General features: G+C 66.0%; 20 protein-coding genes. 3 read left to right on the top strand and 17 right to left on the bottom strand.

The window, feature by feature from the left end; translation table 11 throughout:
- Positions 1-65: 65 nt before the first annotated feature.
- The gene (locus LQ953_RS02400; RefSeq protein WP_231028884.1) at positions 66-1,178 is read left to right on the top strand and encodes a 5-methyltetrahydropteroyltriglutamate--homocysteine S-methyltransferase; all 1,113 of its coding nucleotides are present in this window, start codon (positions 66-68) and stop codon (positions 1,176-1,178) included.
- A gap of 42 nt (positions 1,179-1,220) precedes the next feature.
- Here LQ953_RS02400 and LQ953_RS02395 read toward each other — a convergent pair whose 3' ends face one another.
- From LQ953_RS02395 to LQ953_RS02355, 9 genes are all read right to left on the bottom strand, one after another.
- The gene (locus LQ953_RS02395) at positions 1,221-2,270 is read right to left on the bottom strand and encodes an aldo/keto reductase (protein WP_231028882.1); all 1,050 of its coding nucleotides are present in this window, start codon (positions 2,268-2,270) and stop codon (positions 1,221-1,223) included.
- A gap of 171 nt (positions 2,271-2,441) precedes the next feature.
- On the bottom strand, positions 2,442-4,796 hold the full coding sequence (locus LQ953_RS02390) for a 2-hydroxyacyl-CoA dehydratase family protein (protein WP_231028881.1): 2,355 nt from the start codon (positions 4,794-4,796) through the stop codon (positions 2,442-2,444).
- The gene (locus LQ953_RS02385) at positions 4,796-6,043 is read right to left on the bottom strand and encodes a CaiB/BaiF CoA transferase family protein (RefSeq protein ID WP_231028879.1); all 1,248 of its coding nucleotides are present in this window, start codon (positions 6,041-6,043) and stop codon (positions 4,796-4,798) included. The genes LQ953_RS02390 and LQ953_RS02385 overlap by 1 nt, the downstream gene beginning before the upstream one ends.
- A complete protein-coding gene (locus LQ953_RS02380) occupies positions 6,040-7,206 on the bottom strand; it encodes a CaiB/BaiF CoA transferase family protein (protein ID WP_231028877.1) in 1,167 nt (388 codons plus the stop codon). The genes LQ953_RS02385 and LQ953_RS02380 overlap by 4 nt, the downstream gene beginning before the upstream one ends.
- Positions 7,203-8,177, bottom strand: a complete 975-nt coding sequence (locus LQ953_RS02375; RefSeq protein ID WP_231028875.1) for a CoA transferase — start codon at positions 8,175-8,177, stop codon at positions 7,203-7,205. The genes LQ953_RS02380 and LQ953_RS02375 overlap by 4 nt, the downstream gene beginning before the upstream one ends.
- Positions 8,174-9,364, bottom strand: a complete 1,191-nt coding sequence (locus LQ953_RS02370; RefSeq protein ID WP_231028872.1) for a CaiB/BaiF CoA transferase family protein — start codon at positions 9,362-9,364, stop codon at positions 8,174-8,176. Before LQ953_RS02370 ends, LQ953_RS02375 begins: the two co-directional genes overlap by 4 nt.
- On the bottom strand, positions 9,361-10,410 hold the full coding sequence (gene dctP / locus LQ953_RS02365; RefSeq protein ID WP_231028871.1) for a TRAP transporter substrate-binding protein DctP: 1,050 nt from the start codon (positions 10,408-10,410) through the stop codon (positions 9,361-9,363). Before dctP ends, LQ953_RS02370 begins: the two co-directional genes overlap by 4 nt.
- A 2-nt stretch (positions 10,411-10,412) precedes the next feature.
- The gene (locus LQ953_RS02360) at positions 10,413-11,717 is read right to left on the bottom strand and encodes a TRAP transporter large permease (protein ID WP_231028870.1); all 1,305 of its coding nucleotides are present in this window, start codon (positions 11,715-11,717) and stop codon (positions 10,413-10,415) included.
- On the bottom strand, positions 11,707-12,234 hold the full coding sequence (locus LQ953_RS02355; RefSeq protein ID WP_231028869.1) for a TRAP transporter small permease subunit: 528 nt from the start codon (positions 12,232-12,234) through the stop codon (positions 11,707-11,709). The genes LQ953_RS02360 and LQ953_RS02355 overlap by 11 nt, the downstream gene beginning before the upstream one ends.
- A gap of 139 nt (positions 12,235-12,373) precedes the next feature.
- Here LQ953_RS02355 and LQ953_RS02350 point away from each other — a divergent pair, with 139 nt between their 5' ends.
- Entirely contained in the window at positions 12,374-12,832 is a 459-nt protein-coding gene (locus tag LQ953_RS02350; protein ID WP_231028868.1) for a MarR family winged helix-turn-helix transcriptional regulator, read from the top strand.
- A gap of 69 nt (positions 12,833-12,901) precedes the next feature.
- Here the strand turns inward: LQ953_RS02350 and LQ953_RS02345 are convergent, their stop codons facing one another.
- The 8 genes from LQ953_RS02345 to ligK all read right to left on the bottom strand — a co-directional run bounded on the left by LQ953_RS02345 (position 12,902) and on the right by ligK (position 24,706).
- Complete coding sequence (locus LQ953_RS02345; RefSeq protein ID WP_231028867.1) at positions 12,902-14,665, bottom strand: CocE/NonD family hydrolase; 1,764 nt, start codon at positions 14,663-14,665, stop codon at positions 12,902-12,904.
- Positions 14,662-16,152 (bottom strand): alpha/beta hydrolase domain-containing protein, encoded by a 1,491-nt coding sequence (locus tag LQ953_RS02340; protein WP_231028866.1) that lies wholly within the window; start codon positions 16,150-16,152, stop codon positions 14,662-14,664. The genes LQ953_RS02345 and LQ953_RS02340 overlap by 4 nt, the downstream gene beginning before the upstream one ends.
- On the bottom strand, positions 16,149-17,702 hold the full coding sequence (locus tag LQ953_RS02335) for a tannase/feruloyl esterase family alpha/beta hydrolase (protein WP_231028865.1): 1,554 nt from the start codon (positions 17,700-17,702) through the stop codon (positions 16,149-16,151). The genes LQ953_RS02340 and LQ953_RS02335 overlap by 4 nt, the downstream gene beginning before the upstream one ends.
- Positions 17,699-19,279 (bottom strand): tannase/feruloyl esterase family alpha/beta hydrolase, encoded by a 1,581-nt coding sequence (locus LQ953_RS02330; RefSeq protein WP_231028864.1) that lies wholly within the window; start codon positions 19,277-19,279, stop codon positions 17,699-17,701. The genes LQ953_RS02335 and LQ953_RS02330 overlap by 4 nt, the downstream gene beginning before the upstream one ends.
- A gap of 10 nt (positions 19,280-19,289) precedes the next feature.
- Positions 19,290-21,965, bottom strand: coding sequence for a TonB-dependent receptor plug domain-containing protein (locus LQ953_RS02325; RefSeq protein ID WP_231028863.1), 2,676 nt, complete (start codon positions 21,963-21,965; stop codon positions 19,290-19,292).
- A 122-nt stretch (positions 21,966-22,087) separates the two neighbouring features.
- A complete protein-coding gene (locus LQ953_RS02320) occupies positions 22,088-22,987 on the bottom strand; it encodes an amidohydrolase family protein (RefSeq protein WP_330999368.1) in 900 nt (299 codons plus the stop codon).
- Positions 22,984-24,039: a 4-oxalomesaconate tautomerase gene (locus tag LQ953_RS02315; protein WP_231028861.1), complete on the bottom strand. Its 1,056-nt coding sequence runs from the start codon at positions 24,037-24,039 to the stop codon at positions 22,984-22,986. Before LQ953_RS02315 ends, LQ953_RS02320 begins: the two co-directional genes overlap by 4 nt.
- Positions 24,032-24,706 (bottom strand): 4-carboxy-4-hydroxy-2-oxoadipate aldolase/oxaloacetate decarboxylase, encoded by a 675-nt coding sequence (gene ligK / locus LQ953_RS02310; RefSeq protein WP_231028859.1) that lies wholly within the window; start codon positions 24,704-24,706, stop codon positions 24,032-24,034. The genes LQ953_RS02315 and ligK overlap by 8 nt, the downstream gene beginning before the upstream one ends.
- Positions 24,707-24,797: 91 nt before the next feature.
- On the opposite strand from ligK, the gene LQ953_RS02305 reads away from it, so the two are divergent.
- Complete coding sequence (locus LQ953_RS02305; RefSeq protein WP_231028856.1) at positions 24,798-25,988, top strand: LysR family transcriptional regulator; 1,191 nt, start codon at positions 24,798-24,800, stop codon at positions 25,986-25,988.
- The last annotated feature ends 15 nt before the right edge of the window (positions 25,989-26,003 follow it).

Here is a 26,003-nt window from a genome sequence, read left to right as displayed (position 1 = left end):
CAACACGTACAAATTGAGTCAAGATTGTACGTTCTGCATACAATTATTGCGTAGGAGAGCTCAGCATGACCAAGCCCCCGTTTCGCGCCGATCACGTCGGCAGCTTCCTGCGGCCAAAGGCACTGATCGACGCCCGCGCCGCGTTCAAAGAGGGGCGCGTGGACGCAGCGGAGCTTCGCCAGGTTGAAGACGAGGCGATCCGCGGCGTGGTCGCAATGCAGGAGGGGCTGGGGCTCAAGGGCATTACCGACGGTGAATTCCGCCGCACCTATTTCCACACCGACTTCCTGCTTCAGCTGAACGGCGTCGAAGAGACCGGCGGCACTCAGGTCAAGTTTCACAACCATGGCGGCACCGATCTGGAATATGCGCCCCCCGTCATGAGCATCACGGGCAAGGTGGAGCACGCCCGCGACATCCAGCGCCGCGATTTCGAATTCCTGGCTTCGGTGACCCGCCAGACGCCCAAGGTGACGATCCCGTCACCGACGATGCTGCACTTCCGCGGCGGCCGGGATGCGATCAACGCCGACGCATATCCCGATCTCGATCAGTTTTATCAGGATCTGTCGGCCGCCTATCGTGCGGAAATCGCCAGCCTGGCCGATGCCGGATGCCGCTATCTTCAGCTCGACGACACCAACCTGGCCTATTTGTGCGACGATACGCAGCGCGAGAATGCCCGCAAGCGCGGCATGGACCCTGACGAGCTGCCGCGCCTTTATGCCCGCATCATCAACGACTCGATCCGGGACAAGCCCGCTGATATGACGGTCTGCGTGCATCTGTGCCGCGGCAACTTCCGCTCAAGCTGGGCGGCTGAGGGCGGATATGAGCCCGTCGCCGAGACGCTGTTCAACGAACTCGCGGTCGACGGCTATTTCTTGGAATATGACGATCCCCGCTCGGGCGACTTCGCGCCGCTGCGCCATGTACCCAAGAACAAGACCGTGGTGCTCGGGCTGGTCACGACCAAGCTGGCGGACATGGAAAGCGCGGAGGATGTGAAGGCCCGTATCGACCAGGCGGCGAAATTCATGCCGCTCGATCAGATGGCGCTGTCGCCGCAATGCGGCTTCTCGTCCACAGTGCACGGCAACGACATCGCGATGGATCAGCAAGCCGCCAAGATGCGGCTGGTGATCGACGTCGCCAAGGACGTCTGGGGCGAACTCTGAGTCGAAGCGGTCGCCCCCGGCGCGAGCCGGGGGTGACGGTGGTCAGGCCAGCTCTTCGCCCGGCAACGTCTCGGTATCGATCTGCGCCTGCATTGCCGCGCTGTAGCGTGCGCCGCGAATCGTGCCGTCGAAGATTGCGCTTATGCGGTCGACGGTCGCATCCTCCAGCACGATCGAAGCGGCTGCGACGTTCTCTTCGAGATGCACGATACTCCGGGTGCCGGGTATGGGCACCACATGAGCGCCGCGCGCCAGTACCCAGGCGAGCGTCAGTTGTGCGGGCGTGTGTCCCAGCTCGGTCGCGAGCGCCTCGAACGCCCGGACCGCCACCAGGTTGTGCGATAGGTTAGGCTCGGTGAAGCGCGGCATTGCGGCGCGAATGTCGCCCTCGACATAGCCAGCCGCGTGCACTGCCCCGGCAAGCAGCCCGCGCGCCACGGGCGAGAAGGCGACGAAGCCGATGCCGAGTTCGGCGCAAGTCTCAAGCACCGCCACTTCGGGGTTGCGCACCATCGGCGAGTATTCGGTTTGCACGGCGGCGATGGGGTGCACAGCTTGCGCACGGCGGATCGTCGCTGAGGACATTTCGCTCAGGCCGATCGCGCCAATCTTGCCAGCTTCCTTTGCCCGCACCAGCGCGCCGACCGATTCCTCGATCGGCACGTTCCGGTCGAGCCGATGCATGTAGTACAAGTCGATATGGTCGGTGCCGAGCCGCACCAGCGCCTGGTCGAGCGTCTTGGCGATAGCCTCGGGCGAGCCGTTGAGCCCCCGCTTGCCGTCGATCATGTCGAGCACGCACTTGCTCGCCAGCGTGAATTCCTGCCGACGGTGCATCACTGTGCTACCGATCAGGCGCTCGTTGTTCCCGCCCCCGTAGAGGGCGGCGGTGTCGAGGAAGGTGATGCCGAGGTCGAGCGCCCGATTGAGCAGCTCCGCCCCATCCTCCGGCGACGGCGGTACGCCATAGGCGTGGCTGAGGTTCATGCACCCCAGGCCGATTGCGGAGACCGAGAATGGGCCGAGCTGGCGGACGGGCAGGTTGGTCAGGGCGGTGGTCCCATGTCGATTTTTGACGATCGCAAGCCGCATGGCGCGCGAGCGACTCTTTTGCTCCAGTGCTTCGCTGAAGTACAGCAGAGCGGCCGGCGGATTGCCGCTGATGGAGGACTTCTTCGGCTCCCTAGCCGGACTCGTCCGCTTGCTGTCCATTGGTCGAGAGCAGGCCGTTCAGCGGTTTCGTGCCGCCTCGGTGGCTGCGCGCTACCTGTGGGGGGCTGCGCCCAAACTCGCTGCGCCCGGACGCCGCCGGGCCGAGTAGGCGGTCACCGGTCCTTCCAGAAACGCGGCGATCTGGCGGTCGACAGCGTCTTCGTCGCTGCTTTCGCGGTTGTAATTGTCCAGGTCGAGCGAAAGCACCGGAACCCCTGCGCGGCGTAGTGCGCGCAGCACAAAGGGATCCGCATCGGACAGCGCCACCGCGCCATCGACTGCGTGGCTCTCGGCCTCCCGAACGTGCCATGCGCCCGCCCAGCTTGGCATGCGCAACTCGTCGCCCATCGTCACGAAGCGCGCTGCCAGCGCGTGCATCGGGTTCTGTCCGGGGGCCGTTCGTCGGATATAGCCATCGGCGGCGAGCGCGAGATACATGGACCAGACGAACACCGCGCCGTGGCTCTCTTCCCAGCGCTGATAAAAGCCCATGTCGCTCCACATGCCGCGCCCGACCCACATCAGCCGAAGCCTCTCGCTCGCGCAGGCGGCTTCGCCCGCTTCGTGCCGCGCCCGAACCTCTTCATAGAAGTCGCGGGCAGCGTCGCGCGCCCAGGTCGTACCGCGATGCCATTGGGGGACCATGGTCGCGGGCATCGTGTCGGCGACCGAGACCGGGACCGGATGGGCGCCTGCAATCAGGTCGCGGGTCTTGCGGTAATAATCCTCCTGCTCGTTCACCAGATCCATGATCTCGGCGAATTTCGCCCCATTGAAGCGGCGGTCGCTGGTCGCTTCGATGCGAGTGATGAGCGCGTGCAGTTCCTCGACCATCAGGTCGATGCGGTGGGGCTCGATCACCTCGTCCCAATGGTCCTGAAGGCTGTCCCACCAGTCGAGCGGGATATCGAGGCGGGTTTCGATGCTGCGCTCGAACAGGAACATGTCGGCGTCGGTCTCGCGCGCCCAATGCTCGAAGATGCGCGGCGTGGCGTCGGTGCCCAATACCGCCTGGACATAAGCTGGCCGTGGCAGGCCGCCCCATGGCGCCTGATCGGCATCGGTGTCGAACGCGGCGGCGAGGCCCTGCGAACTGTAAGCCTCGGCATCACTGGGATAGCCGCGATCGCGCAGCAGCTGAAAATAGCGGGGTGACTGCTGCTTGGCAGCGGCGATCGACGCCCACCATTGATTGACCACGAACGGCACGTCCATCGCCCGCAGGATCTCCTGCGGGCTGTTGGCATTGACGACGGCGAGCGGCGCGCCGGCGTCCACGCGGGCGCGCAGCCCCTGAAACCACTCGCGCTGGAACGCACCGAAGCCGGCGATCGAAGCGAGCGACTTGCGGCTGCGGCGGCCGTCGCTGCGAGGCCGGGGAGGAGCGGAGGACTTCTCGCGTGCAGGTACAGGGGTGGCGGCGCCGACACGCTCGACGGTGATGCCGCGGTCTTGGAGACCGCGCGCCAGCCAGCCTGCATCCCATGCCGTAGCCTCGTCACCGTCGGACTCGACGATAACCGCGCGGGTCGTGCCCAGCGCCCTCATGCGAGCGGCAATATGCTCGAGCCGTGTGGGTGCGGGCACCAGCATCCGCGGCGTGAGCCGGGCCGGATCCGCAAGGCCATCCAGCGTAGTAGGGCAATCGATCCAGCCATCCACCTGCGGATCTCCCCAGTCCTGATCGTCGCCCACCGTGACGAGGCCGCGCGCATCGAGTTCGCGCTGGCGAGCCGTGGAATATTGCGCGGAGCCGATGGCGAAGACGGGAGTGCCTTCCCGCCCGGCTGCGATATCGGCGACGAGGGCGCGCCACTCGGCCGGGGGAAGGGCATGTGCGGCGGCGATGGCGGCGACGCGCAGCGGCCCGGCAAGATGGGCAATGGCGGTTGGACGCGTGCGCTCTTCCGCGGCGGCAGCGGCGAAGTCGACAAGCATTTGCCCGGGCTCCAGGCCGTTCAGCCACTCCACCAGCGCTGCGATCCGCCCCGTGTTATACTTTCGGCTCGACGGACGCGGCATGTGCAGCAGATCAAGCATGTGCACCGGCCGCGGCGGCATGTCGCCCGTGCGCAGCAACTCACGAACGGTAGCGAAGAGTTGCGGCAGTTCGCTGTTCGCGTGCGTGAAAAGCAGGGGATCGCCGCTGCAGTCGGCGACGATCTGTTGCAGCAGCGAGCGACCGCGATGCGACAGCGTACCGTTGCCGGCGAGCATGTTGGCGTCCGGCGTCGGACCCGGTCGCGGCACCATACGTACTGGCGACAGACCAGCGGCGCGCAGCAACGCGTAGGGAGCGTCCTGGCCTAGCACGCGAATGACGCGGGCGCCCTCGCTGCGCAGTCGATCGGCGACTGCGCCGGGATCGTCGCATGCCGCGATGAGGCGCGCCGCTGCATCGGTCATCAGATCACACCCCTTGCGCGAAGGTCGGCGATCCGTTCGGCCGAATAGCCCAGCGCATCGCCAAGGACGCGATCGTTATGCTCGCCGACCGCGATGGGCATGACATCGTCGAAGCCAGTGTCGGCGTCGGAGAACACGATGGGAATGCCTGCCGTGCGCAAATCGACTGCGGAACTGTAGCTGGGGTGGGCCACCGGAACTGCTTCGTGCCGGCTGACTACGCGCTCGTCGAGCAGGGCGTCCTCTGGGTGACGAACCGGGGCGACTGGCACGCCTTGCGCCTCCAACGCTGCGACGGCGGTGGCAACCGGCAGGGTGCGCGACCAGGCGTTGATCGTCTCCTCCAGAACCGCAGCATTCGCGACGCGCATGTCGCGGCTGGCGAAACGCGGGTCGCTCGCCAATTCAGGCTGGCCCATGGCGCGGAACAGCCCGAGCGCCAGTTTCTCGTGCACCGCGACTACTGCGATGTAGCCATCAGCGCATTCAAACACGCCGAACGGGGACAGGCGCTGAACCGTCAGCCCGGTGCGCGCCTGCATGCCCGCCGCGGCCATGGCCGACCAGTTCTCGATGGCGACGAAGCTGGTGAGTGCACCGAGCATCGACACGTCGATATGCTGTCCCACCCCAGTGCGGTGGCGCTGTTCGAGCGCGGAAAGGATGCCGATCACCGAAAACACGGGTGCGAGCATGTCCGCGATAGGAATGCCGATGCGTACCGGCGGCTCGTCAGGGCCGCCGCTCGAATACATCGCGCCCGACAGCGCCTGGATGATGATGTCCATCGCCTTGCCGCCTTCGGGCGCAGTGGCCCCGAAACCCGAGAGCGAGCAGTAGACGATGCGCGGGTTGGCTGCCTTCGCCGCTTCATAGCCGACGCCGAGCCGGTCGGCGGTGCCGGCTGTGAAATTCTCGACAACAATGTCGGCGGTGCGGACCAGATCGAGGAACACCTCGCGCGCCTCGGGTTGCTTGAGGTTGAGCGTGACGCCCAACTTGCCGCGCGCACGAGTCAAGTGGCTGATCGATACGTCGTCGTCGTGGCGGCGATCGACCGTGATGCCGTCACGGCCGACATAGGGGCTGTTGTCGCGCGCCAAGTCACCGCCCTTGGGGTCTTCGACTTTGATGACCTCAGCGCCCAGCCCGGCGAGCAGCAGCGTCGCATAGGGCCCGGCCAGCGCGCGGGTGAGATCGATGACGCGCAGACCGGCAAGCGGGCGTTCACGGGTAAGATCGGTCACTGCAATTTTCCTTCAAGCGCGGCAATTTGCGCGTCGTCATAGCCAAGGGTCGCCAGCACCTCGGCCGTATCCGCGCCAGCCGGAGACGCCGGCTGAGTGAGAACGGCGGGCGTGTCGGAGAGTTTGATGGGGCAGCCGGTGTGGCGCACGGTGCCGCCGGGGGCGGGCAAGTCGATCACCATGCCGCGCGCCTGGTTGTGGGGGTCGTCGAGCGCTTCGGCGACGCTCAGCACTGGCGCGAACTGCGTGCCTGCGGCTTCAAGGATGCCGAGCCATTCAGCGCGCGGCTTCGTCGCTATCACGCTGGCGATCCCCTCCTTCATCATCGGCCACTCGGCGCGGTCCATCTGCCGATCTGCGAGTTCAGGCAGGCCGATCGTCTCGACAAAAACTCGCCAGTAACGGGGCTCCATGTCCGTGGTGACCAGATACAGGCCGTCCGCGCAGGCCCAGATGCCACTGTCGGCGCGGTGCATGCCCTTTGGCGGCGCCTTGGCGAGATCGGTGTTGCGGGACAGGATGTTCGCGATCAGGGCCAGCGAAGCATCGCTCATCGCGATGTCGACCTGCTGCCCCTTTCCTGTCGCGGCGCGGGCGATGACGGCGGCAAGGATGCCGATGACGGCATTGGAGCCGCTGAGCAGGTCGGCAACCGGAACGCCGGGGAAGGCCGGGCGATCAGGATCTTCACCCATTCGCGACAGCGCGCCAGCAATGGCTAGAGCGACCGGATCATGGCCGGGCTTGCGTGCATAGGGACCCGTCTGACCGCACAGCGTGACTGAGCAGTAGATGAGGCGCGAATTAAGCGCGGCCATCTCGGCCCAGCCATAGCCCATGCTGCCCATCACCCCCGGACGGTAATCCTCAACCAGAATGTCCGCGCTTTCGATCAGCCGGTGGATGGCCGCGCGCCCCTCGTCTGATCCGGGATCGATCAGCACGCTCTTCTTGCCGCGTGCGAAGATGTCGTGCGCGCGAAGCCGGGCGTTCTGTTCGTCCGACAGTTTATCCCAGCCGAATACCTTGCGCTGCTTGGCGAGCTCGCGGGGGTTCTCGATGCGGATGACTTCGGCACCCATGTCCGCAAGCATCCAGGTGCAGTAGGGCCCGGGAAGGAATTTGCTGAAGTCCACGACCTTCAGCCCCGCAAGTGCGCTCATTCAGTCTCTCCGCCATCGAGCGACGAGACCCAGAGCGGCCCCGGAAGTCTCACGCCATCCACGTCCCGCCACAGGCCGCGCGCGGCGAGATGATCGCTGGCGAGCGCATCCTGCGGCGTGTCGATCCACGACAAGCCCAGGCCCGCCTGCTGCGACATAGCGCCCAGTTCGGCGCGGGTGTGGCGCAGGAAAAAGGCTCCGACGACGGCTTCCCATTCAACCAGCGTCTCGCGCGGAACGTCGGCGACGAGTATCGCATCCCAATCGACCTGCGCCAGCGGTCCGGCGGCGTCGCCCATCGCCTTGACCATCCCGCGCATCATCGGCTGGTTGTCGACGAGCGCCCAGGTCACGAAGCCGTCCGCGCAGGGCCAGACCTGTCGCACGCCCGATTTGCCGCGGACCAGCAGGTTGCCGGTGCGGTTGCCGACGCGGCCCGTCCATTGCCAGGTCAGCGGCTCACGATAATTGGCGAGGACCGCAGACTGGTAGGCCGATACCTCGACCAGCTGTCCCCGACCGGAGGCGGCGCGCGCGTGTAGCGCAGTGAGCGCGGCAGTGGCTGCCTGGATACCCGCCAGTGCATAGGCCTGTTGACCCGGGAGGGTAAGCGGCGGGCGATCGGGGTCGCCGATGATCGTCATCAGCCCCGATCGGGCCATCAGGGTCAGGTCGCTTGCTGGGCGACTGCCGAGTGGGCCATCGGGGAGGAAGGGCGCGACCACGACGTCGATCAGCGCCGGATTGGCGGCAGCGAGCGCGCCGTGATCCAGTCCGGGATTGCGGATGACGATGTCGGCGGTGGCAAGCAGGACCTCCGCGTCGCCAACCGTCTTGCCCGCGCTCCAGGCCGGCTGGCCTGCCTCGGCACGGACGACGCGTGCGCCAAGTTCAGCAAGCATGCGGCCGGCGAGTTCGCCGAGGCCGTCGGTGAGGTCAACGACGACGAGATGCGAGAGCAGCGGGGTCATGCAAGCGCTCCCGCTGCGGCCAGCTCGGTGACTTCCTGCTCGCTCATGCCGAGCAGTTCGACGAAAATCTCGCGGTTGTGCTCGCCCAGATTGGGGGGCGCCGCGACACGGATATCGCTCTCGGAGAACCGCAGCGGCGGGGCGGGCATGTCGCAGGTGCCTAGCTTCGAATGCGTGATTGCGCGGTAATGGCCGCGCTCGGCAAGTTCGGGATCGGTGAATACGTCGCGACCGTCATTGACGGCCTCGGCGGGGACACCGAGCGCCGTCAGCCTGTCGGCGAGGGCATGCTTGTCGTGGTGGCGGGTCCAGCCAGACAAGGCAGCGTCAAGGGCGTCCTCGTTCGCCTTTCGCCCTTCCAAGGTCACGAAGCGGGAGTCCGCAATGCCGGCGGTGTCGGCGAGAGCCGCCCATTCGGCGTCGGTGCGGGCGACGATCGCGACCCACTGATCGTGGCCGCGCGCGGGATACGCGCCGTGGGGGGAGTGGTAGGCAGACCCATTGCCGGGCTTCCCTACGTTTCCGGTCTGCGCATCGATAAACTGATCGGCCATGACGTGGATCAACGGCTCGGTCTGGCTGATGTCGATATGCTGGCCTTGGCCGGTCCGCCGGCGATGCTCGATTGCGGCGAGCGTCGCCACGGTGGCGAACATCGGGGCGACGACATCTCCATAGGCGAACGGCGCCATGTGCGGATCGCGATCCGGCCAGCCGGAGAGTGCCGCCATCCCCGACAGCGCGCCCGCCGAATTGCCATAGCCGCGCATGGTTCCAAGCGGGCCCGAGCGGCCGGCGACGCTGACGCTGATCTGGATGATAGCTGGATTGATGGCCTTCAGCGTGTCGAACGAAAGGCCGATGCGATCCATATAGCCGTGGCTGAAATTCTCGACGACCACGTCTGCCCAAGCAACCAGCTTCTTCGCCACTTCGATCCCGCGCGGATCGGACAGGTTGATCGTCACACCCATTTTGCTGGTGTTGGTGATGCCGAAGAAAACCGAGGCGTCCGGATCGCGCCCGCCGCCTGCAAAGGGCGGGGACATGCGACCGAGATCGAGCCGCTTGCGCGACTCGATCTTGATGACAGTGGCGCCCATGTCCGCCAGGTCCTTGGTGGCGCGCGGGCCGGCGCCGACCCAGGAGAAGTCGGCAACCTTGATGCCGTGTAGGGGAAGAGTCACGATTCTGGTTCCCTGTCGCATTTAATGTTGCCGCTCGCGATCAGGCGCTGGGCTTCGCGGAGCACCGGCACCGCGTCGATGTCGAGGCTGCCGAGCCGCTGGGCCTGGCCGAGCGCATCCTGGTTGTAGAGGGTGTCGAAGCGGCGCTGTTCCTGGGCGGGGATGGCGTTGAAGGTGATCCCTTCGGCCTTTCCGTAATCGATCCCGGCCTGCTCGGCCTTGAGCAGCTGGCGGTTGAGCGCGGCTTCCCATTGCTTGCGGCCTTCTGCCAGCAACTGCTGCAGATCGGGGGGCAGGCGGTTCCACGCCTTGTCCGACATCGCCCGGGCCGGATAGGCGCCGCGGCTGAACCGGATCGTCGTGAAATGCTTGCCAACCTCGGCGAAATGCAGGCTGCGGATTGTATCAGCGGGGGCAACGACGCCGTCGATCACGCCTTTGGCCAACGCCGAATAGACTTCGCCCATCGGCATGTTGACCGGGTCTGCGCCGAGCTGCTTCAGAATGTCGACGGCATCGCTTTGCGAGCGCAGCCGCAGGCCCTTGAAGTCGGCGAGGCTGCGGATCGGGCGATCGCGGGTGAGCACGCCGGGGAAATTGCCGCCCTGTACCGCCAGGACATGCAGGCCATGCGTTTCCTTCGCGAATTGCGGGAATTGCGCGGCGAGGCAGTCATAGACCGCGACCTGGTCCGGAATGGTCCGGACCCCGCCATAGAAGCCTGACTGGCCGCGCAGGAGATGCGCCCCGCCCTTGGCATAGATAGGCGTGATCAGACCGATATCGGCGACGCCGTGGCGGATCTCCTCCATGCTCATGTCGGCGGAGAGCAGCGCTCCGGACCAATAGGGCCTGAAGGCGATCCGGCCGTTGCTGTTCGCCTGAACCCATTTCATCCATTCCTGGTCGGCAAGGCCGAACGGATGAGTCGGAGGATAGGGGCTGGCATAGGTCAGGACATGCTCGGCCGTCGCCTGAGGCGCGGCGTTGCATCCGGCCAGCGCGAGCGCCAGGAGACCGGCGCACAGGGTCTGGGTGATACGCATGGTCAGCCCGCCATCATGCTGGGGAGCCACAGCGTGACCACCGGAAAGGCGATCAGCATGGCCAGGTGGAAGAAGTCGGCAATCAGGAAGGGGACGATGCCGCGGAAGATGGCGCCGAGCGGAATGTCCTTTCCGATAGCCTGGATGACATAGACGTTGAGCCCCAACGGGGGGTGGACGAAGCCGATCTCCATGGCGCGCACCAGGAAGATGCCGAACCAGATCGGGCTGTAGCCCAGCTCCATGACGATCGGCAGGAAGATGGGCGTCGTCAGCAGCATCAGCGCAAGCCCGTCCAGGAACGAGCCGAGCACCAGCAGCATCACCGCGATGACGATGACGACGACAACCGGGCTGGCGTCGAGTTCGCGCACCGTGTTCGACATCAGGTCAGCAATGCCAGTGACGCTGATGAAGGTGGCGAACAGAATCGCGCCGAAGATGATCAGGTAGATCATGCCGGTGGTCGTCAGCGTTTTGGCAAAGGCAGCGCCGATCGCGTCGCGCTTGAAGGCACCGCGCAGGACCATCAGTCCGAAGGCGGCGAGTACGCCCACCGATGCTGCTTCGGTGGGCGTGAACCAGCCTATCATCAGGCCGCCGATCACGAACACGACCAGGACCAGGATATCCAGGATGCCGAGCAGCCCCCGCATCCGGCTCCGCCAGCCTATCCGGGCCGATCGGGGCCCGAGCTCCGGCCGCAGCCAGCACATGATTGCCACGGCGGCCATGTAGAACAGCGCCTGGCTGATGCCGGGAATGACCGCCGCAGTGAACAGCCGGCCGATTGAAACTTCGGCGATGATGCCGAAGACGATCAGCGCGCCGGAGGGCGGGATCAGCGCGCCCAGCGTCCCGCCAGCGGCGAGTGCGCCGGCCGCAAATCCCGGACTATAGCCCGCGCGCCGCATTTCAGGGAGTGCGGCGGAGCCAACGGTTGCCACCGTCGCGAGGCTCGACCCGCTGATCGCCCCGAAGCCCGCGCAGCCGGCGATGGACGCAAGAGCGAGCCCGCCCCGGCGATGCCCGACGAACCGCGCCGCCACGTCGAAGAAGTCGCGGCTGGCCCCTGCCGCGAAGCAGAGGTGCGCCATCAGCAGGAATAGCGGCAGGACGCCGAGTTCGTACTTGTTCGCGACTTCGAACACGACGACGCCTGCCTTGACCAGCGCGGCCTCGGGCGAAAGCATGACCATCAGGCCAAGCACGCCGGTAAGCGCCAGGCTGACGCCGATGGGCACGCCCATGGTCAGCAGGACGAGCAGGCCCAGAATGCCTGCAAGGCCGATGAGTTCAGGCGTCATGCCCTGCCTCCGTTGCCGGACGGCGCGCCACCGCCGCCTTGAGGAAGAGTAGGGCGACGAAGCCGAGCGCGACGATCATCAGCAGGCGGAGCCAACGCAGCGGGATGTGGAGCAGTTCGGAGCGCTCATGCCCGTTCCACACGTCCCCCAGCAAGATGACCGATCCGATGAGCAGCAGCCCGACCGCGGCGGCGCCAAGCAGAGCAGCCACCCGGGCCAGTAGGGCCCGGCGGCCCGGCGCCAGACGATCGGTTACGATGTGGACGGCGGCATGCCCATGGTTCAGCGTGACGGTGACCAATGATGCGGCGGCGATGAAGACGATCGCCACCTGGACGATCTCTATCGAGCCGAGCAGCGCGAAGCCGGTGTGGCGGCCGAGCACGGCGATCGAATCCGCTGCGGTAGCCAGCAACAGGCCTGCCGACCCAACATAGAAGGCAGCCTTGCCCGCCGTACCGCGTGCGGCGGGTTCCTCGCTTGCCGGCGGGGCGGCATCGGTGACGGGAAGGGACACGCCTGACCTCTCAAGATTGACAGCCTTCGGGGCGGGCCGTCTAATGAGAGAAACTATCGAAACCGTATATTTTATCAACCGTATATTTTCCGCATCAATTGCGGGTATCGAGGAACTCGTGAAGCGAAGCAGCGCTGACGTGACCGACAATGGCGGCGAGCGCCGGATGCAGCTGGGGCGACTGGGGGATTATGTCGGCTTTCGCATGCGCCGCGTGCAGAACCAGCTCTCGGCTGATTTCGCGGCTGCCACGGCTCAGTACGAGATACGTTCGGGCCTGTTCTCCTCGCTTGCCCTGATCGATGCCAATCCAGGGCTGTCGCAGCAGGAGTTGTCGAGCACGGTTGGGCTCGACAAGTCGATAACCGTCCAGATCGTCGATGAACTGGAGCGGCGCGGCTGGGCTCGGCGCGAACGCTCGACCGTGGACCGCCGCCGTCACGCGCTGGTGTTGTTGCCCGAAGGCAAGGCGTTCCTGGACGAGCTGTTCACCATCATGGAAGGGGTGGAGGCCGAGGTGCTGGCGCAGCTCAGCGCGGAAGAGCGCCCGATCTTCGACGCCGCGCTCGATCGGATGTACGATGTCTTTCACCGTTGAGGGCGCGCGGCGCGCGGCCGGGTGGACCGCGGGCAGCATCATCGTTCTGGGGCCTTACATCCGTCTGGGTCAGCGCGACGCAACGGCAGCCGAATAGGCAGCCGGGGCATAAGGAAGCGTGACGGTTGAGCGATGCTTCTCATCGTTCAGGATGCGGATCCTCGACGCGGTTTTTGGCGCCTGACGCTCGCGCGGGTCCCAGCCGGTGACAGTGACCTGCAGGCGGTGCCCCTTGCGGAATACATAGGAAGCCGGGAGCATCGCAAACTGTAGCGGCGCGGGCTCGCCCGGCGTGAGCGACTGGGCGTCCTCGGCATAGCCGCGATGCCAGGGCAGGCCAGCATTGTCCCACGGCGCAGGAGTCACCTTACGGATGCTTGCTTTCAGGCGCCCCTCCGTGACGACCGTCACCTTGCCATCGGGTGCCACGTCCTCGAGATAGGCGAAGACATGCTCGTCCGGCGCGTCGGAAACGATCCACAGGTCGACGGTGGGATGACCGGTGATCTCCGTATCGGCGGCTACCCCCATGCTCCACGACGCACCAAGGCCCGGGATGTGGCAGGGCTGGGCCGCTGCGCCGCCAGCACCCGGGCATTTGCCTTCGCGCCGGACGGTGAAGGACGTGGCCGCCGCCTTGCCCGGCTGTGCCGCGAGCCGGTTCTCGCCGCCAAGGTGGAAGGCGCGCATTTGCGTGCCCGGCAGCGGGAAGCGGGCTGCGGAGCGCCAGCCGGCACCTTCGGGCGCATTGATCGTGAAATAATGGACCGGCGCGTCGCGCGTCGTGCCGGTGTCGATGCCCTTGAGATGCTGGTCGAAGAAGCGGAGCACTTCGGTGGCGACGAGTTGTTCGTGCCCGGTGGTCGCGCAATGCGTCCATGGGCCGATGATGATCTTCGGGCGATTGGGCAGGTTGGCCTGGGCAATCAGCCCCTGAGCGCGGAAATCGTCGTACCAGCCGCCCATGATGTATGTCGCGACCTTGGACGTATCAAGCTGGGGCTTGTAACTGCTGACGCTGCCCTCGCCCCAGAAGCGGCTGAATGTGAGCGGCGAGAAGCTGTCGCGATAAGGCATGGAAGCCATCAGGTCGAACAGATTGCTCGCCCCCTGATGCTCCTCCGCTGCCTGGCGCAGCAGCACGCGGTCGTCGTCGCCCTCGAGCGGCGTGGACTTCATGTCCTCCTCAAGCGTGCGGGAGGGGCCGGTGCCCCAGTTGGCGATCATCCCTCCGCGGGTAAAGCCGTCGAACTTGTTCCAGTTGAAGCAGCCGGCGAACACTGCCTTCAGGCTGGGGGGCAGCACCGTCATCGCGTGCATCACGGCCTCGCCAGTGTTGGAGCAGCCGTAGATCGCGGTCTTGCCCGACGACCAGGGCTGGCGCGCGGCCCATTCGTTGATCTCATAGGCATCATGCGCCTCGTTGCGATCCTGATAGCCGCGGCGCTTGCCGAACGACGCGCCCGACCCTCGCCGTGCAGCGGTGACGAGGACATAGCCATGGCCCACGATGCTGCCGACGCCATAGGCGCCGCGAAAGGCGCTGAAGGTGCCGTCCTCGGCCGCAATGCTGCCGGTCTTGTAGGGGCTACGGATGTCGAGCGATCCGGTCCAGATGACCGGGAAGCGACCCGGGGCAGGCTTGCCGTCGATCGCCGGGCGCGTGACGCTGACCGCGATACGCACGCCATCGCGCATCGTCACATATTCGGAGGTGACGACCGCGTCCTTGTACTGGAGTGCGGGTGCGTAGTGGCCGAAGCTTGGGGCCTTCTGGGCCAGGGCCGCGGCAGGCGCGGTGGCAATCAATAAGGCGACGACGGAACGGATCATCGAAACGACTCCCGGGCAAACATGCGTGCTTCGGCTTTCTGGGCTGCGGCATCGGGTGCGCGCAGCCATCGGTGGGAGACCAGCGCGTCGGCGGCGGCGTCGAAGCGGCGGAGATATTCGGTCTGTCCGCCGGGGTAGAGCTGAGCCAGCCGCTCTGCAGGCAGCGGCACGCGGCGCATCGGAATAAAGGCGCTGCCGATGCCGGGCCGAACGGGGTCACATCCGCTGCCGTCAGGCGCGGGGCCGTAGCGCGCAAGGGGGACGGCGATCTGCGCCGGGCGAATGCCGCCCAGCGTGTTGCCGTTCGCGTCACGGCGCTGGACGCCTTCTGTGTGCTGGAGCCGCTCCGCACGCGGGGCGGCGATGCCGTTGCGTGACCAGCGATCGAGATTTTCGAGCGCGGCCGAGGCGAAGGCGGCCATGTCGATGTCGGTCTGCGGCAAGGGGCAGGTGTCCGGCCGTGCCGGCTGGGGCTCGCCGAGGCGCTCGGCGATCTGGCGGTCAGAGACAGTGCCGCGGCGGCGGCTGGAGCCATGCGTAACCCCGGGAAGCTCATAGAGCCGGTGCGCGCCGGGTGCGCCATCCTTGTCGGGCGTTTGCGGCTCGCGATTGGAGATCGCCTCATTCTCGCTCTGCAATTCGATCACCGGCACATCGATGGGGACGTTGGAACGCCGCGGATCTGTTTCGGCTAGGTTCGCCGCGCGCGAGTTGATCGGAACATAGCCAGAGCGAAAGCTGAAGGACGAGATGCCGATCAAATAGCCGTCGATCAGGGGCTTGCCGTTCGGCAGCCGCGCCATGGCGTGGAAGCCGGAGTTGATGAAGGTGCGCAGGAAGCTGCCGGTGAAGGACCAGCCCTGGGCATAGGCGCGCGTGACCTTCAGGCCCTTGAGCGGTCCATCGGCCGAACGGATCAGCCGCGCCGTGTCGGCGAACACGTCCCAGCGGATTCCGTCTTCGTCGGCGGGCCAGTTGATGGGCGCATAACGTTCTGCGTTGAACCAACTCAGCACCTTCGTCGCCATCATCGGCACGGGTCCCGCCGGGGCACGCCGCGTATTGTCGTCGGCCCCGATCATCACGCCGACGAAGGCATCGCCGCGCTCCATCGCGTAATCGGCGATGGTGCTCCAGTTGCTGTTGCTCATCACGGGATGGAAGGGGTTCAGCTGGATGCTGCCGCTGAACCGATGCGGATCACGTGGCCGTATAACGATCAGGCGCGTGGTGTACGGCACGTCCGCGCGCTCGATGGCAGGCTTTCCGGAAGTGTCATAGCCGTAGACATTGGCAGTGCCCGTCTGAAACCATTCCTCCCGGACATATCCTGCCCGCTCGAGCGCCGCTGCCTCAGGCGTGCCGGGAAGGCCCGGATCGAGCCAGATCTGCGATGTGGCGGTGGGCTCGGGCGCGCGGGTGACCGTGTCGGGAAGCCCAGGTGCGGCAAGCGCGAGCAGCGAGGCGACAAGGGTCAGGCGGATCATCGGCCGCGGCTTCCCGGACTCACGCAGCTGAAGGAAGCGGCCTGGTTCGGATCACCGCTCTTATAGGTCGAGCGCTGCGGATAGGGGCAGATGAGCCGAGTGCGCGTGACCTTTCCGTCCTGCACCTTGGAAGCGATCATCGAACCGGGAGCCCGGCCATGTTCCACCCAGGCTTCGAGCGCGGTGAGCAGGTCGTGGCGGGCGTCGGGCACCGGCGCATCACGGCCTGCTCCGCCAATCTGATCGGGACCGGGCCCGCCTGCGCAGTGATGGACACCGGGCAGCGTGTAGAGCCGCGCGAACCGCGCGGTCGGCGCAGCACCGCCGGCCTGTTTGGTGAGTGCGTCATGATAGTCGACGACCATTCGCCCGGCCACCGCTCCGTCGAGCCACCCGGTGTACTGGATCAACTTGCCACCCCGCTTCTGGAAGGCGGACGGGTTGGGATCGTCGGCGCGAAGTTCGGGCATTACCCGGTCGATCGCGGCCAAGTCCTTCGCCACGTCGAAGTCCTTGCCGTTCCAATCGCGCAGCCCTCGGACGGCCTGCCCGAAGGTGCCGATCGCGAGCGGCGAGCGGCCGTTGTCGACGAGGACGCCGGGCAGCAGACCGCCATCGATCGCACGACCGGAAGAGTCGCGAAGCGGCGCGTAGATGCGCTCGGCAAAGGCGACCTGCGCGGATGATAGGCAATTGCCCTTCTCGCCCGGCTTGCAGGTCAGCGAAGCGATCTTGAAGGTACAGGCGCGCGGATCCTCGACCAGCCCGTCGGCGACACCGTCGGCCGCATCGCAGGCGGCGGTGCCGCGGTCGGCAATCAACTGCCAGTTCGCGGGAGACATCAGGCCAGGATGGCTGTCGCGCTGGAGAATCTCCCACATGCGCCGCACGGTCATCTCCGGCGTCTTTGGGCCATTGGCGCCGCTGATGATGCCGTCGTAATCGGCCGGATAGCGTTGCAGCTCCTTCAGGCCCTGCCGCCCTCCGCCCGAACAGCCGATGAAGTAGCTGTAACGGGCGTCGGCACCGTAATGTGCGGCCAGGATCGCCTTCGACTTGACCGCTAGCAGGTGGTTGGCCCGGTGCGTGAAGTTCTCTCGTGCGCGCGCATCGAGCATCCAGGCCGGATCGGACATCTTGTGCCCAGTGTCGGTCGACGCGGCGGCATAGCCGCGGCTGACTCCGCGCGGCAGATCCTGGAAGTTGAACGTTCCCGCTGCGCCGCCCACACCGCCAGCCAGGAACTTGCCATTCCATTCCGCTTTGGCCGGGAGCCACAGTTCAAACGCGATGGTCCGCTCGATCGTCCCCTGCACACGGCAGAAGGGGCGCGACACTGTGGCGGTGGGCATGCGGCCCGTGGGCATCCCGCTTGCCCAGGCGGCCCCCGCGGCAGTGGGTGTGGCAGCGGTGACCACCACGTCGGGAATGTTGAGCGAGGCGACGCCCGCGCACGCCTGGGCCAGCGCCTGCGGCACATCCTGCGCGGGCGGGGGAGTCGCCGACGTGAGGAGCAACGCGGCTACGGGGATCAGCGGGCGTGGAATCATCTTTTGGCTCCGGTTTCGCAGCGGTAGGATTCGGCGCGTTCGACAGGGCCGCCGGTATAGCGGACGCGCGCGGGGAAGGCGCACGCGGGACGCGCCCGGACCAGCTTGTCGCCGTCGAACTGCGCAGTGCGGACCTGTACAGGCGCGGGGCCGCCGTCGAGCCAGACCTCCAGTGCCGTGAGCAGGTCGTCGCCCGCGCCGCGCGACATGCCTTCGCCTGTAAGGCCGCCCGCGCCGCCGAAGCGGTCGGGTACATCGCCGCCGCGGCAATGATCCATGCCCGGCATCATGAACAGCCGGGCGAAGCTTTGCGTGCGGGCCGCACCGAAGCGTTTCTGTAGCGCCCGGTGATAGTCGATCGTCGGCTGTGCTGCGACGAGCGCGTCGGCCCATCCATGGTAGAGGATCAGCTTGCCGCCGCGGCTGACGAACAACTCGATCCGCGGATCGTCCGCGTGTAGGTTCATCACCTTGTCGATGGCAGGCAGATCGCGCGCGATCACGAAGTCGCGCACGTCCCAATTCGCGCTGCGGTGGATGCCCTGGCCGAACAGCACGGTGGCAAGGTATTTGGGGCCTGGCGTGAACGGCTCGGGCGCGGGCACGGGAGAAATCGGCGTTCCGGGGGGGATGCCGGAGTCGATCCGCTTGCCCTTTTCGTCGTGCAGGGGCGCGTAGATGCGCGTGGCAAGCGCCACCTGGGGCGGGGTCAGGCAGGCGGGGCCGCTCTGTCCGGGCGTGCATGCCAGCAGCGCGGGCGTGAAGCGGCAGGCGCGCGGATCCTCGATGAGGCCGTCCTTCACGCCGTCCTCGGGATCGCATTTGGCGACGGCGCCGTCGGCGATGCGCTTCCAGCCCGCGGCGTCCAGTACGCCGCGATGCCGATCGTGCTGGATCATCTCCCACAGCCGCCGCGCGCTCATCGCTGGCGTGTTGACGCCGGGCGCACCGGCAAGGATGCCGTCATAGTCGTTGGGGAAGCGCTGCATCTCAGTCATTGCCTGACGCCCGCCGCCCGAGCAGCCGACGAAGATCGCCTTGCGCGGTGCGGCGCCAAAATAGGCGGCCGTCAGTGCCTTGCCCTTGATCGCCAGCAGATGGTTGGCGCGTTCTGCGTAATTGGCTGCGCGATCGGGCCTGCCCAGCAGCCATGTCTCGTCGGAGGCCTTATGCCCCGTGTCGGTCGAGGCCGCCGCATAGCCGCGCTCCACACCGCGGGCGAGATCGGGATAGGCGAAGCTCCCGGCCTGGCCACCGACCCCAGCGCCCAGAAATCGGCGGTTCCATACCGAAGCGTCGGGGAGCCACAGTTCGAAGCCGATCTCGGCCTCGATCACGCCCTCGACACGGCAGAAGCCGTGCGTCGGCCGATAGCCGCGCGCGATCGCGACCGGCTCCGCCGCCAGGACGCGGGTGGCTTTCTCGATGCGGATGTCGCCCGGCAAGGCAACCTGCGTGCCGCAGAGCTCCGCCGTCCCGGACGAACCAGCGGTTGCGGGCGCTGCGTTTCCAGGGAGGAAAAGCGCGGCGCCCGCTGCCGAAGCCGCGACGATCAGGGTGATCGCCGTGCGGATCATCGCCCCGGCCTTAGAACGACTTGCGGATGTCGAAGGCGATGAAGCGGCCGATCGGGGAGGCGTTCTGGCTGTCCCAGGCCGAGCTTCCGTTGATCACGTCGGGCGGGTCGCGATCGAACACATTCTGCGCCGAAAGCGTCAGCCGAAGACCGTTGAACGGCCCTTCGTCGCCGAAGTTATAGCTGATCGATGCGTCGAACGTATTATAGGCCTCGACCCGCTGGTTCGTACTCACCGAATTGTTGAGGTAGTCGCCCACATGGTTCCAATATCCGTTGACGGACCAGTTGCTGTTCGACCAGCCCAGATTGCCGCGGATGCGGGTATCGACCGGAAAGTTGATGATGTTGAGAGCGTTCTGGAACGGCACGCCGGGTGCTGAGGATCGGTCGGAATTCAGGATCTGGGTGAGTGCCGCGCCGGCAGTGAAGGCGCCGATCGCGGTATCAATTCGCTGGTTGACCTGCACGTCGATCCCGTCCTGGTGCAGCTCGCCCAGATTGTCGCGGCGTCCGTCGACGATCAACAGCAGGTTTGCCGCAGGCTCGCGCAGGCTTTCCAGATTGGGATGGTTTAGCAGCGCCTCGACCTGTGCGGCGGAGGGGTTGCGGACGACGTACTGGCCGTAGAGCGCGTTGTTGCTCAGGATCGTATCGCCACCCAGCACGCTGATCACGTTGCTGTACTTGATGTTGTAATAGGTCGCGGACGCGCTGAACCCCCTGAGGAATGCAGGCCGGAAATCCGCGCCGATCGACCAGGTGGTCGCCTCTTCCGGATCGAGGTCGGTATTGCCGCCATTCTGGAAGATGCCGCGCTTCCTGACACCGCCATCCACAAAATCCTGAATGAAGATGTTGTAGATCGCGTCCGAGGAGTCGATCAGCGACGGCGCGCGGAATGACGTGCCCCAGCTACCGCGCAGTCGGAAGCCGTCCACGGGAGTCCAGGTAACGCCGACCTTCGGATTGAACGTGTCACCGAAGTCGGAATACTCCTCGTAGCGAGCGGCCAGCTGGACCGTCAGCTCCTGAAAGCCGCCGGTCGCGTTCGCCGCGCCGAACACGGGGATGTTCAGCTCGCCGAAAACCGCCTTGTTATTGCGGGACTTGGCGCGATCGCGATCCAGCAGCAGATCGTTCGCCCGGTTCTTGATGGACGAGTAGATGACGTAGCGCAGATCGTTCTCGTGATACTCGGCGCCGAAGGCCGCACGCACGTCGCCGCCCCCGATCGCGAACAGCGGGCCATCCAGCTTCAGCGTGAAGTCGCGACTCTTGTTGGTCGTGAAGCTGTCCCGGACACCCCAGACATCGGCCAGGGTCGCTGGATTATTGTTCTCGAGAGCGCCGTTGCCGAAGGGATTGAGCGCAGTGGCCGGATCGGAGCTGGCCAGCGCGAGCGGTATGAACTGGAGGTTGTTGACGTCCGCGGTTCTGGCGCGCCCGCGATTCTTGCTGATCGACGCGGTAGCGTTGACCTGCCAGTCGCCATCCAAGTCGTAGCTGAGCCTCAGCGCATTCTGCCAACCCACATCGGAGCCGGACCAACTTGCGTTGCGGGCAGCGTCGAGGAAGCGATATTCGACCTGAACGGTCTGCGCGAGCGGGTTCGTCGGATGCACGAAGAACGGGTTGCTGCGCGGGACGGTAAGCGTCGCCGTCGGCGGCTGCACCCGCTCAAAGAAGGTCCGATTGCTGTAGAAACCTTCATAGTTAAGGGTCAGGCGATCAGTTAAATTCTGATAGGCGCTGACGAAGACAGAATGGCGTTCCTGATCAGGCAGCAGGTCTCCCCAGCGCCCGGAGTCGAACAAATTCGGCGATCCGGCGGTCAGCCCGGCTGCGGTGAGGTTGCGGCCGCTCCCGTTGGGCAAAGGATAGCGGACGCCCCCGACGATGATGTTGCCCGGCGCAGTGAAGGTAGAGCGCTGATCGGTTCCGCCGATCGAACGCAGGTCCGAACTGGTGAAGTCTCGATCCGCCGCTTCCAGGTTGCTGCGGTGATAATATTCATACGCGGCAATTACGCCGCCGCTTGCCCATTTGCGGCTCAACAGCGCCGATCCCTGCATCTGGTCAAGGCCGTCGGCCCCGCCATAACGCAGCTGCACTTCAGCGCCGTTAAACGGGCGGCGGGTGATCATGTTGACCACGCCAGCGACTGCGTCGGCACCGTAGATAGCTGAAGCGCCGTCGGGCACGACCTCGAGCCGCTCGATCGCAATCGCCGGGATCATGCTGGGGTCGGCGAGCGCCCGAATGGTACCGTTGGGCGCAAGCCGCCTGCCGTTGAGTAGGAGCAGCGTGGCCTCATCAGACAGGCCGCGCAGATTGATGCTCGACGTGCGGGTGCGGTTCGCGGCCGCATCCTGCGCGCCGCCGCGGCGGCTTTCGTCCGAGCCGATATTCACGACCTGGGGCAGGGTGCGGGCGATATCCGACGAAGTCGCGGCGCCGCTGGTGATGAAATCTTCCCGGCTGAGCTGGACGGACGCCGAAGCAGGCGCTCCCACGCCACGAATGCTGGTGCCGGTCACGACGACCTCGCCAGCGCTTTCTGGCTGTCCGGCTGCCTCCTCTTGTGTGGTCGAGGGCGGCAGCGGCACGTCCGCTTGCGCCCATGCCTGTCCCGCGGTCATCAACGCGACCGACGCCGCTCCTACGAGTAGCTGCGAAGCCCTCATCATGCTCTCCTAACCTGATCAGCCGCTTTCCGCGATCTAAATAGATATCAACACAAACAATACGTATCGTCAACGTTTGTTGATGCGGATTTTTAGGAGAGCCTGAAGAAGGCTAAGGGCCTTCAGCTGCCGGGCTGCAGGTCGGGCCAGTAGAGCCGCATGGGATTGGCGACGAGCAACTTGTGCTGGAGTTCGGGCGTAGGCGCGATGCGCGGGATCACGTCGACCAACGCGCCGTCATCGGGGATGTTGGTTTCCATGTTCGGGTGCGGCCAGTCGGTCCCCCACAGCACGCGGTCCGGATAAGCTTCGACCAGCGGGCGGACCGCCGCGACGAAATCGTGATAAGGCGCGCCCCGGGCGTCGAGCCGATCGGGGCAGGTCACCTTGGTCCAGATATCCTCGCGGCTGTCGAGCAGGGTCCGGAAAGCCCGCATGTCCGTACCTTCGGAGCCCTGAGCAACATCGGGGCGCCCCATATGGTCGATCACGACAGGGGTTGGGATTGCGGCAAGAAAAGGCTTCATCTCCTCCAGGATGTCGGCCTCGAAATAAACGACGACATGCCAGCCGAGCCGCCCAATCCGGTGTGCAACTTCCAGGAACTTGTCCTTTGGAGCATCGTCCACCAGCCGCTTGAGGAAGTTGAAACGGACACCGCGGATGCCGCCTGCGTGGAGCGCGTCGAGCTCTGTATTACTAATGGCAGGGTCGACCACGGCCACGCCGCGCGCCATGCCTTCAGACTGGGCGATGGCATTCAGCGTCGCGGCATTGTCCGTCCCATGGCAGCTCGCCTGGACGATCACATTGCGCGCAAAGCCCAGCCTGTCGCGCAGCGCGAACAGCATCTCCGGCCCAGCGTCCTGGGGCAGATACTTCGCCTTGGGACTGAACGGAAACGCGGCCTGAGGCCCGAACACATGGCAATGCGCATCCACCGCGCCAGGCGGGGGCACATAGGCAGGCGCTGACGGCGCCAGCGTCCAGCTGCGGATACGGCCTTCTTCGTCGATGCTCACGCGAATACCACTCCATCCATCAGCTTGCGTGCGGTGCGCAACATGCCCGCTTCGACCGGATTTCCCGCTGCATCGACGCTCACCACGCATTCGGTCACGCCTGTCGGGTGCTCGACCCCTAGCGTCTTGGTCTTGCCACCCGGCACGATGGCGACAGTTTGCGCAGGCGATCCGGGGATCAGGCAGGCAGTGGCGACGCTGACCGCGCCGAGCACCCCGATCGAGGCGTGGACCCGGTGTGGGATCAGCGAGCGTACCGCGATCGCGCCGCCGGCACTGGGCGGCGCGACGAGCATCATCTTGGGCACCGACTTCTCCGTGACGTCGCCGAGGTTCATCAGCAGGCCGGCCTTCAGGCGAATGGCTTCGATGCGGGCTTTCAGGTCAGTGTCCGCGTCGAGCGTATCGCGGTCCTCATACCCAGTGGCGCCCACGTCGCTGGCAGCGAAGACCACACAGGGCATGCCATTGTCGATCAGCGTGCAGCGAACCCCTTCGATTTCATCGACGGCGTTGCCCGTGGGCAGCAGCGCGCCGCAGGAGGAGCCAGCGGTGTCGCGAAAGGCCAGCGAGATCGGGGCGGCCGCGCCTGGCACGCCGCTGATGGCAGCCTCGCCGGAATAGGTAACTTCGCCGCCCGGCGTCACAACAGTGGCGACGGCGACTTGCCCGGTATTCTCCATGAAGATCGCGACGCGCGTTTCTTCGCCGACTGCCTCGATCAAGCCGCGCTCGATCGCGAACGGGCCGACGCCGGCAAGCATGTTGCCGCAATTCTGGCTGTCGGTGACGATCGCCTGATCGACGAAGACCTGGAGGAATAGATAGTCGACATCCACCCCATCGCGGCTCGACTTCCTGACCACCGCGACCTTCGACGTCAACGGGTCGGCGCTGCCCATGCCGTCGATCTGGCGCGGATCGGGCGAGCCCATGATGCGAAGCAGGAACGCATCCCGCTCGGCCACATCTTGCGGAAGCTCCGAGGCCAGGAAAAAGGCGCCCTTTGACGTGCCGGCGCGCATCCACATGGCGCGCACGCCCTCAGACATATTTCAGGCCCATCGCCTCAAGCTTGCCGCGCATGTCGTAGATGTCGAGGCCAAGCTCGCCCGCCGCGAGACGCTTGCGCTTGCCTTCCTCGGCGGCTTCGCGGGCCTGCGCCTTTTCCAGCACCGAAGCGGCGTCGGCTCGCTTGACCACGCACACGCCGTCGTCGTCTGCGACGATCACGTCGCCCGCTTCGACTGCCGCACCGGCGCAGACGATGGGTACGTTGACTGATCCGAGCGTCGCCTTGATCGTACCTTGCGCGAACACTGCCTTCGACCAGACTGGGAAGCCCATCTGCGAAAGGTCGCGGACATCGCGCACACCGGCATTGATGATGAGGCCGCGGCAGCCCCGTGCCATGGCTGAGGTTGCGAGCAGGTCTCCGAAGTAACCGTCTTCGCACGGACTGGTGGGTGCGAGCACGAGGATGTCGCCTGGCTGCAATTGCTCGATCGCCACATGGACCATCCAATTGTCGCCGGGAGGGGCCGAGATGGTGACGGCCGAGCCGGCGATGCGCGCCCCCGCATAGATGGGGCGCATGTGGCTGGCGAGCAGTCCAATGCGGCCTTGCGCCTCGTGGACGGTGGCCACTCCCGCAGCCGCGAGGCCGTCTATCACCGCCAGATCGGCGCGCGCGATGTTCTGGACGACCTTGCCTGCCATGCCATTCTCCTTGATCTTCCGACTGCCTCTGGTGGCGGCACGCTTCAATTCACTATTGCGGAGCGGCCATAAGATTTTGCTATGTGGTGGCATGGCTGCCGCACCATTCGACTTGAACCTGCGCCATCTGCGCGCCATCCAGGCGATCGCGGCGAGAGGCAGCATGAGCGCCGCCGCCCAAGCCGTGAACCTGTCGCAGCCGGCGCTCACGCAAGGCATCGCAAAGCTTGAGCGTCAGCTGGGCGTCACGTTGTTCGAGCGGCGCACGGACGGCATGCCCCCGACTGCGGCAGGCAGGGTCTTTGCCGAGCGCGTCGCGACAGCGATCGGCCACCTGGCCGCGGCGGCACCCAGGCGCGGTGGGCGTGGCTTTGCCCGACCCGAGCTGTTGATGACGGCTACCCAGCTCGGCGCCTTTCTTGCGCTCGCCGATGCCGGGAGCTTTGTCGGTGCGGCACACGCCACCGCCCTATCGCAACCCGCCTTGCACCGCGCAGTCCGCGATCTGGAGCAATTGGGTGCCCAGCCACTGGTGGATCGGCGGGGTCGCGGGGTCGTGCTCACCGATGCCGGGAGGCGGCTCGCCCGGGGAGTACGCCTCGCGGCGGCCGAACTCGCCGCTGCAATCGCTGAAACCGCACCCGATGGAAGGGAGGGGGGGCGGATCACGATAGGCGCAATGCCGCTTTGCCGAGCACTCCTACTCCCCGCGGCCCTGGCGAAATTCGTGACGACGGGATCGAAGGCCACGATCGACGTCGTAGAGGGCTCGTGGCGCGAGCTGGTCGAGCCGCTGCGCGACGGCGCCGTCGATTTCCTGATCGGGGCGCTCAGGCCGGATGCGGTGCCAGACCTGGTCCAGAAACCGCTCTTCGTGGATCGGCTGACTGTCGTCGGGCGCCTGGGACACCCACTAGCAAAGCAAACCCCGGATCTCGACTCCCTAGCCCGCTATCCCTGGATCGTCGGGCCGGCGGGCACCCCGCTGCGCACCCATTGGGAAGCGATCTTTGCAGGACGGGCGTTGCCCCCCGTGCCAATCGAATGCGGGTCGGTGATGACCATCCGTGGCGTGCTGCGTGACAGCGATTTCCTGACCCTGATTTCGCCCGATCAGGTCGCACTCGAGATCAGCGCCGGCATGCTCACCACCATCGGGGACCCTCTGCCGGGTACGGTTCGGACCATCGGCGTGACCACTCGTGCCGACTGGCGTCCGACGCTGGCGCAAAGCCGGTTGCTGGCGTTGATAGACGAACAGGGACTTCAGCTTTCCGAATAGCCGGCGCTGCAATTG

It is taken from the genome of Sphingomonas sp. IC-56 (genome assembly GCF_021043375.1).
Taxonomy (GTDB): domain Bacteria; phylum Pseudomonadota; class Alphaproteobacteria; order Sphingomonadales; family Sphingomonadaceae; genus Sphingomonas.
The sequence above is the reverse complement of the archived record's forward strand: the minus strand, read 5'-3'. Positions and strand labels throughout refer to the sequence as shown.

Coding starts and splice junctions, on each gene's coding strand:
- LQ953_RS02345 (WP_231028867.1), bottom strand. CDS start 14,665: ATGATCCGTTCCGTCGTCGCCTTATTGATTGCCACCGCGCCTGCCGCG.
- LQ953_RS02315 (WP_231028861.1), bottom strand. CDS start 24,039: ATGTCTGAGGGCGTGCGCGCCATGTGGATGCGCGCCGGCACGTCAAAG.
- LQ953_RS02400 (WP_231028884.1), top strand. CDS start 66: ATGACCAAGCCCCCGTTTCGCGCCGATCACGTCGGCAGCTTCCTGCGG.
- LQ953_RS02380 (WP_231028877.1), bottom strand. CDS start 7,206: ATGAGCGCACTTGCGGGGCTGAAGGTCGTGGACTTCAGCAAATTCCTT.
- LQ953_RS02305 (WP_231028856.1), top strand. CDS start 24,798: ATGGCTGCCGCACCATTCGACTTGAACCTGCGCCATCTGCGCGCCATC.
- ligK (WP_231028859.1), bottom strand. CDS start 24,706: ATGGCAGGCAAGGTCGTCCAGAACATCGCGCGCGCCGATCTGGCGGTG.
- LQ953_RS02395 (WP_231028882.1), bottom strand. CDS start 2,270: ATGCGGCTTGCGATCGTCAAAAATCGACATGGGACCACCGCCCTGACC.
- LQ953_RS02360 (WP_231028870.1), bottom strand. CDS start 11,717: ATGACGCCTGAACTCATCGGCCTTGCAGGCATTCTGGGCCTGCTCGTC.
- dctP (WP_231028871.1), bottom strand. CDS start 10,410: ATGCGTATCACCCAGACCCTGTGCGCCGGTCTCCTGGCGCTCGCGCTG.
- LQ953_RS02330 (WP_231028864.1), bottom strand. CDS start 19,279: ATGATCCGCACGGCGATCACCCTGATCGTCGCGGCTTCGGCAGCGGGC.
- LQ953_RS02325 (WP_231028863.1), bottom strand. CDS start 21,965: ATGAGGGCTTCGCAGCTACTCGTAGGAGCGGCGTCGGTCGCGTTGATG.
- LQ953_RS02390 (WP_231028881.1), bottom strand. CDS start 4,796: ATGACCGATGCAGCGGCGCGCCTCATCGCGGCATGCGACGATCCCGGC.
- LQ953_RS02335 (WP_231028865.1), bottom strand. CDS start 17,702: ATGATTCCACGCCCGCTGATCCCCGTAGCCGCGTTGCTCCTCACGTCG.
- LQ953_RS02340 (WP_231028866.1), bottom strand. CDS start 16,152: ATGATCCGCCTGACCCTTGTCGCCTCGCTGCTCGCGCTTGCCGCACCT.
- LQ953_RS02375 (WP_231028875.1), bottom strand. CDS start 8,177: ATGACCCCGCTGCTCTCGCATCTCGTCGTCGTTGACCTCACCGACGGC.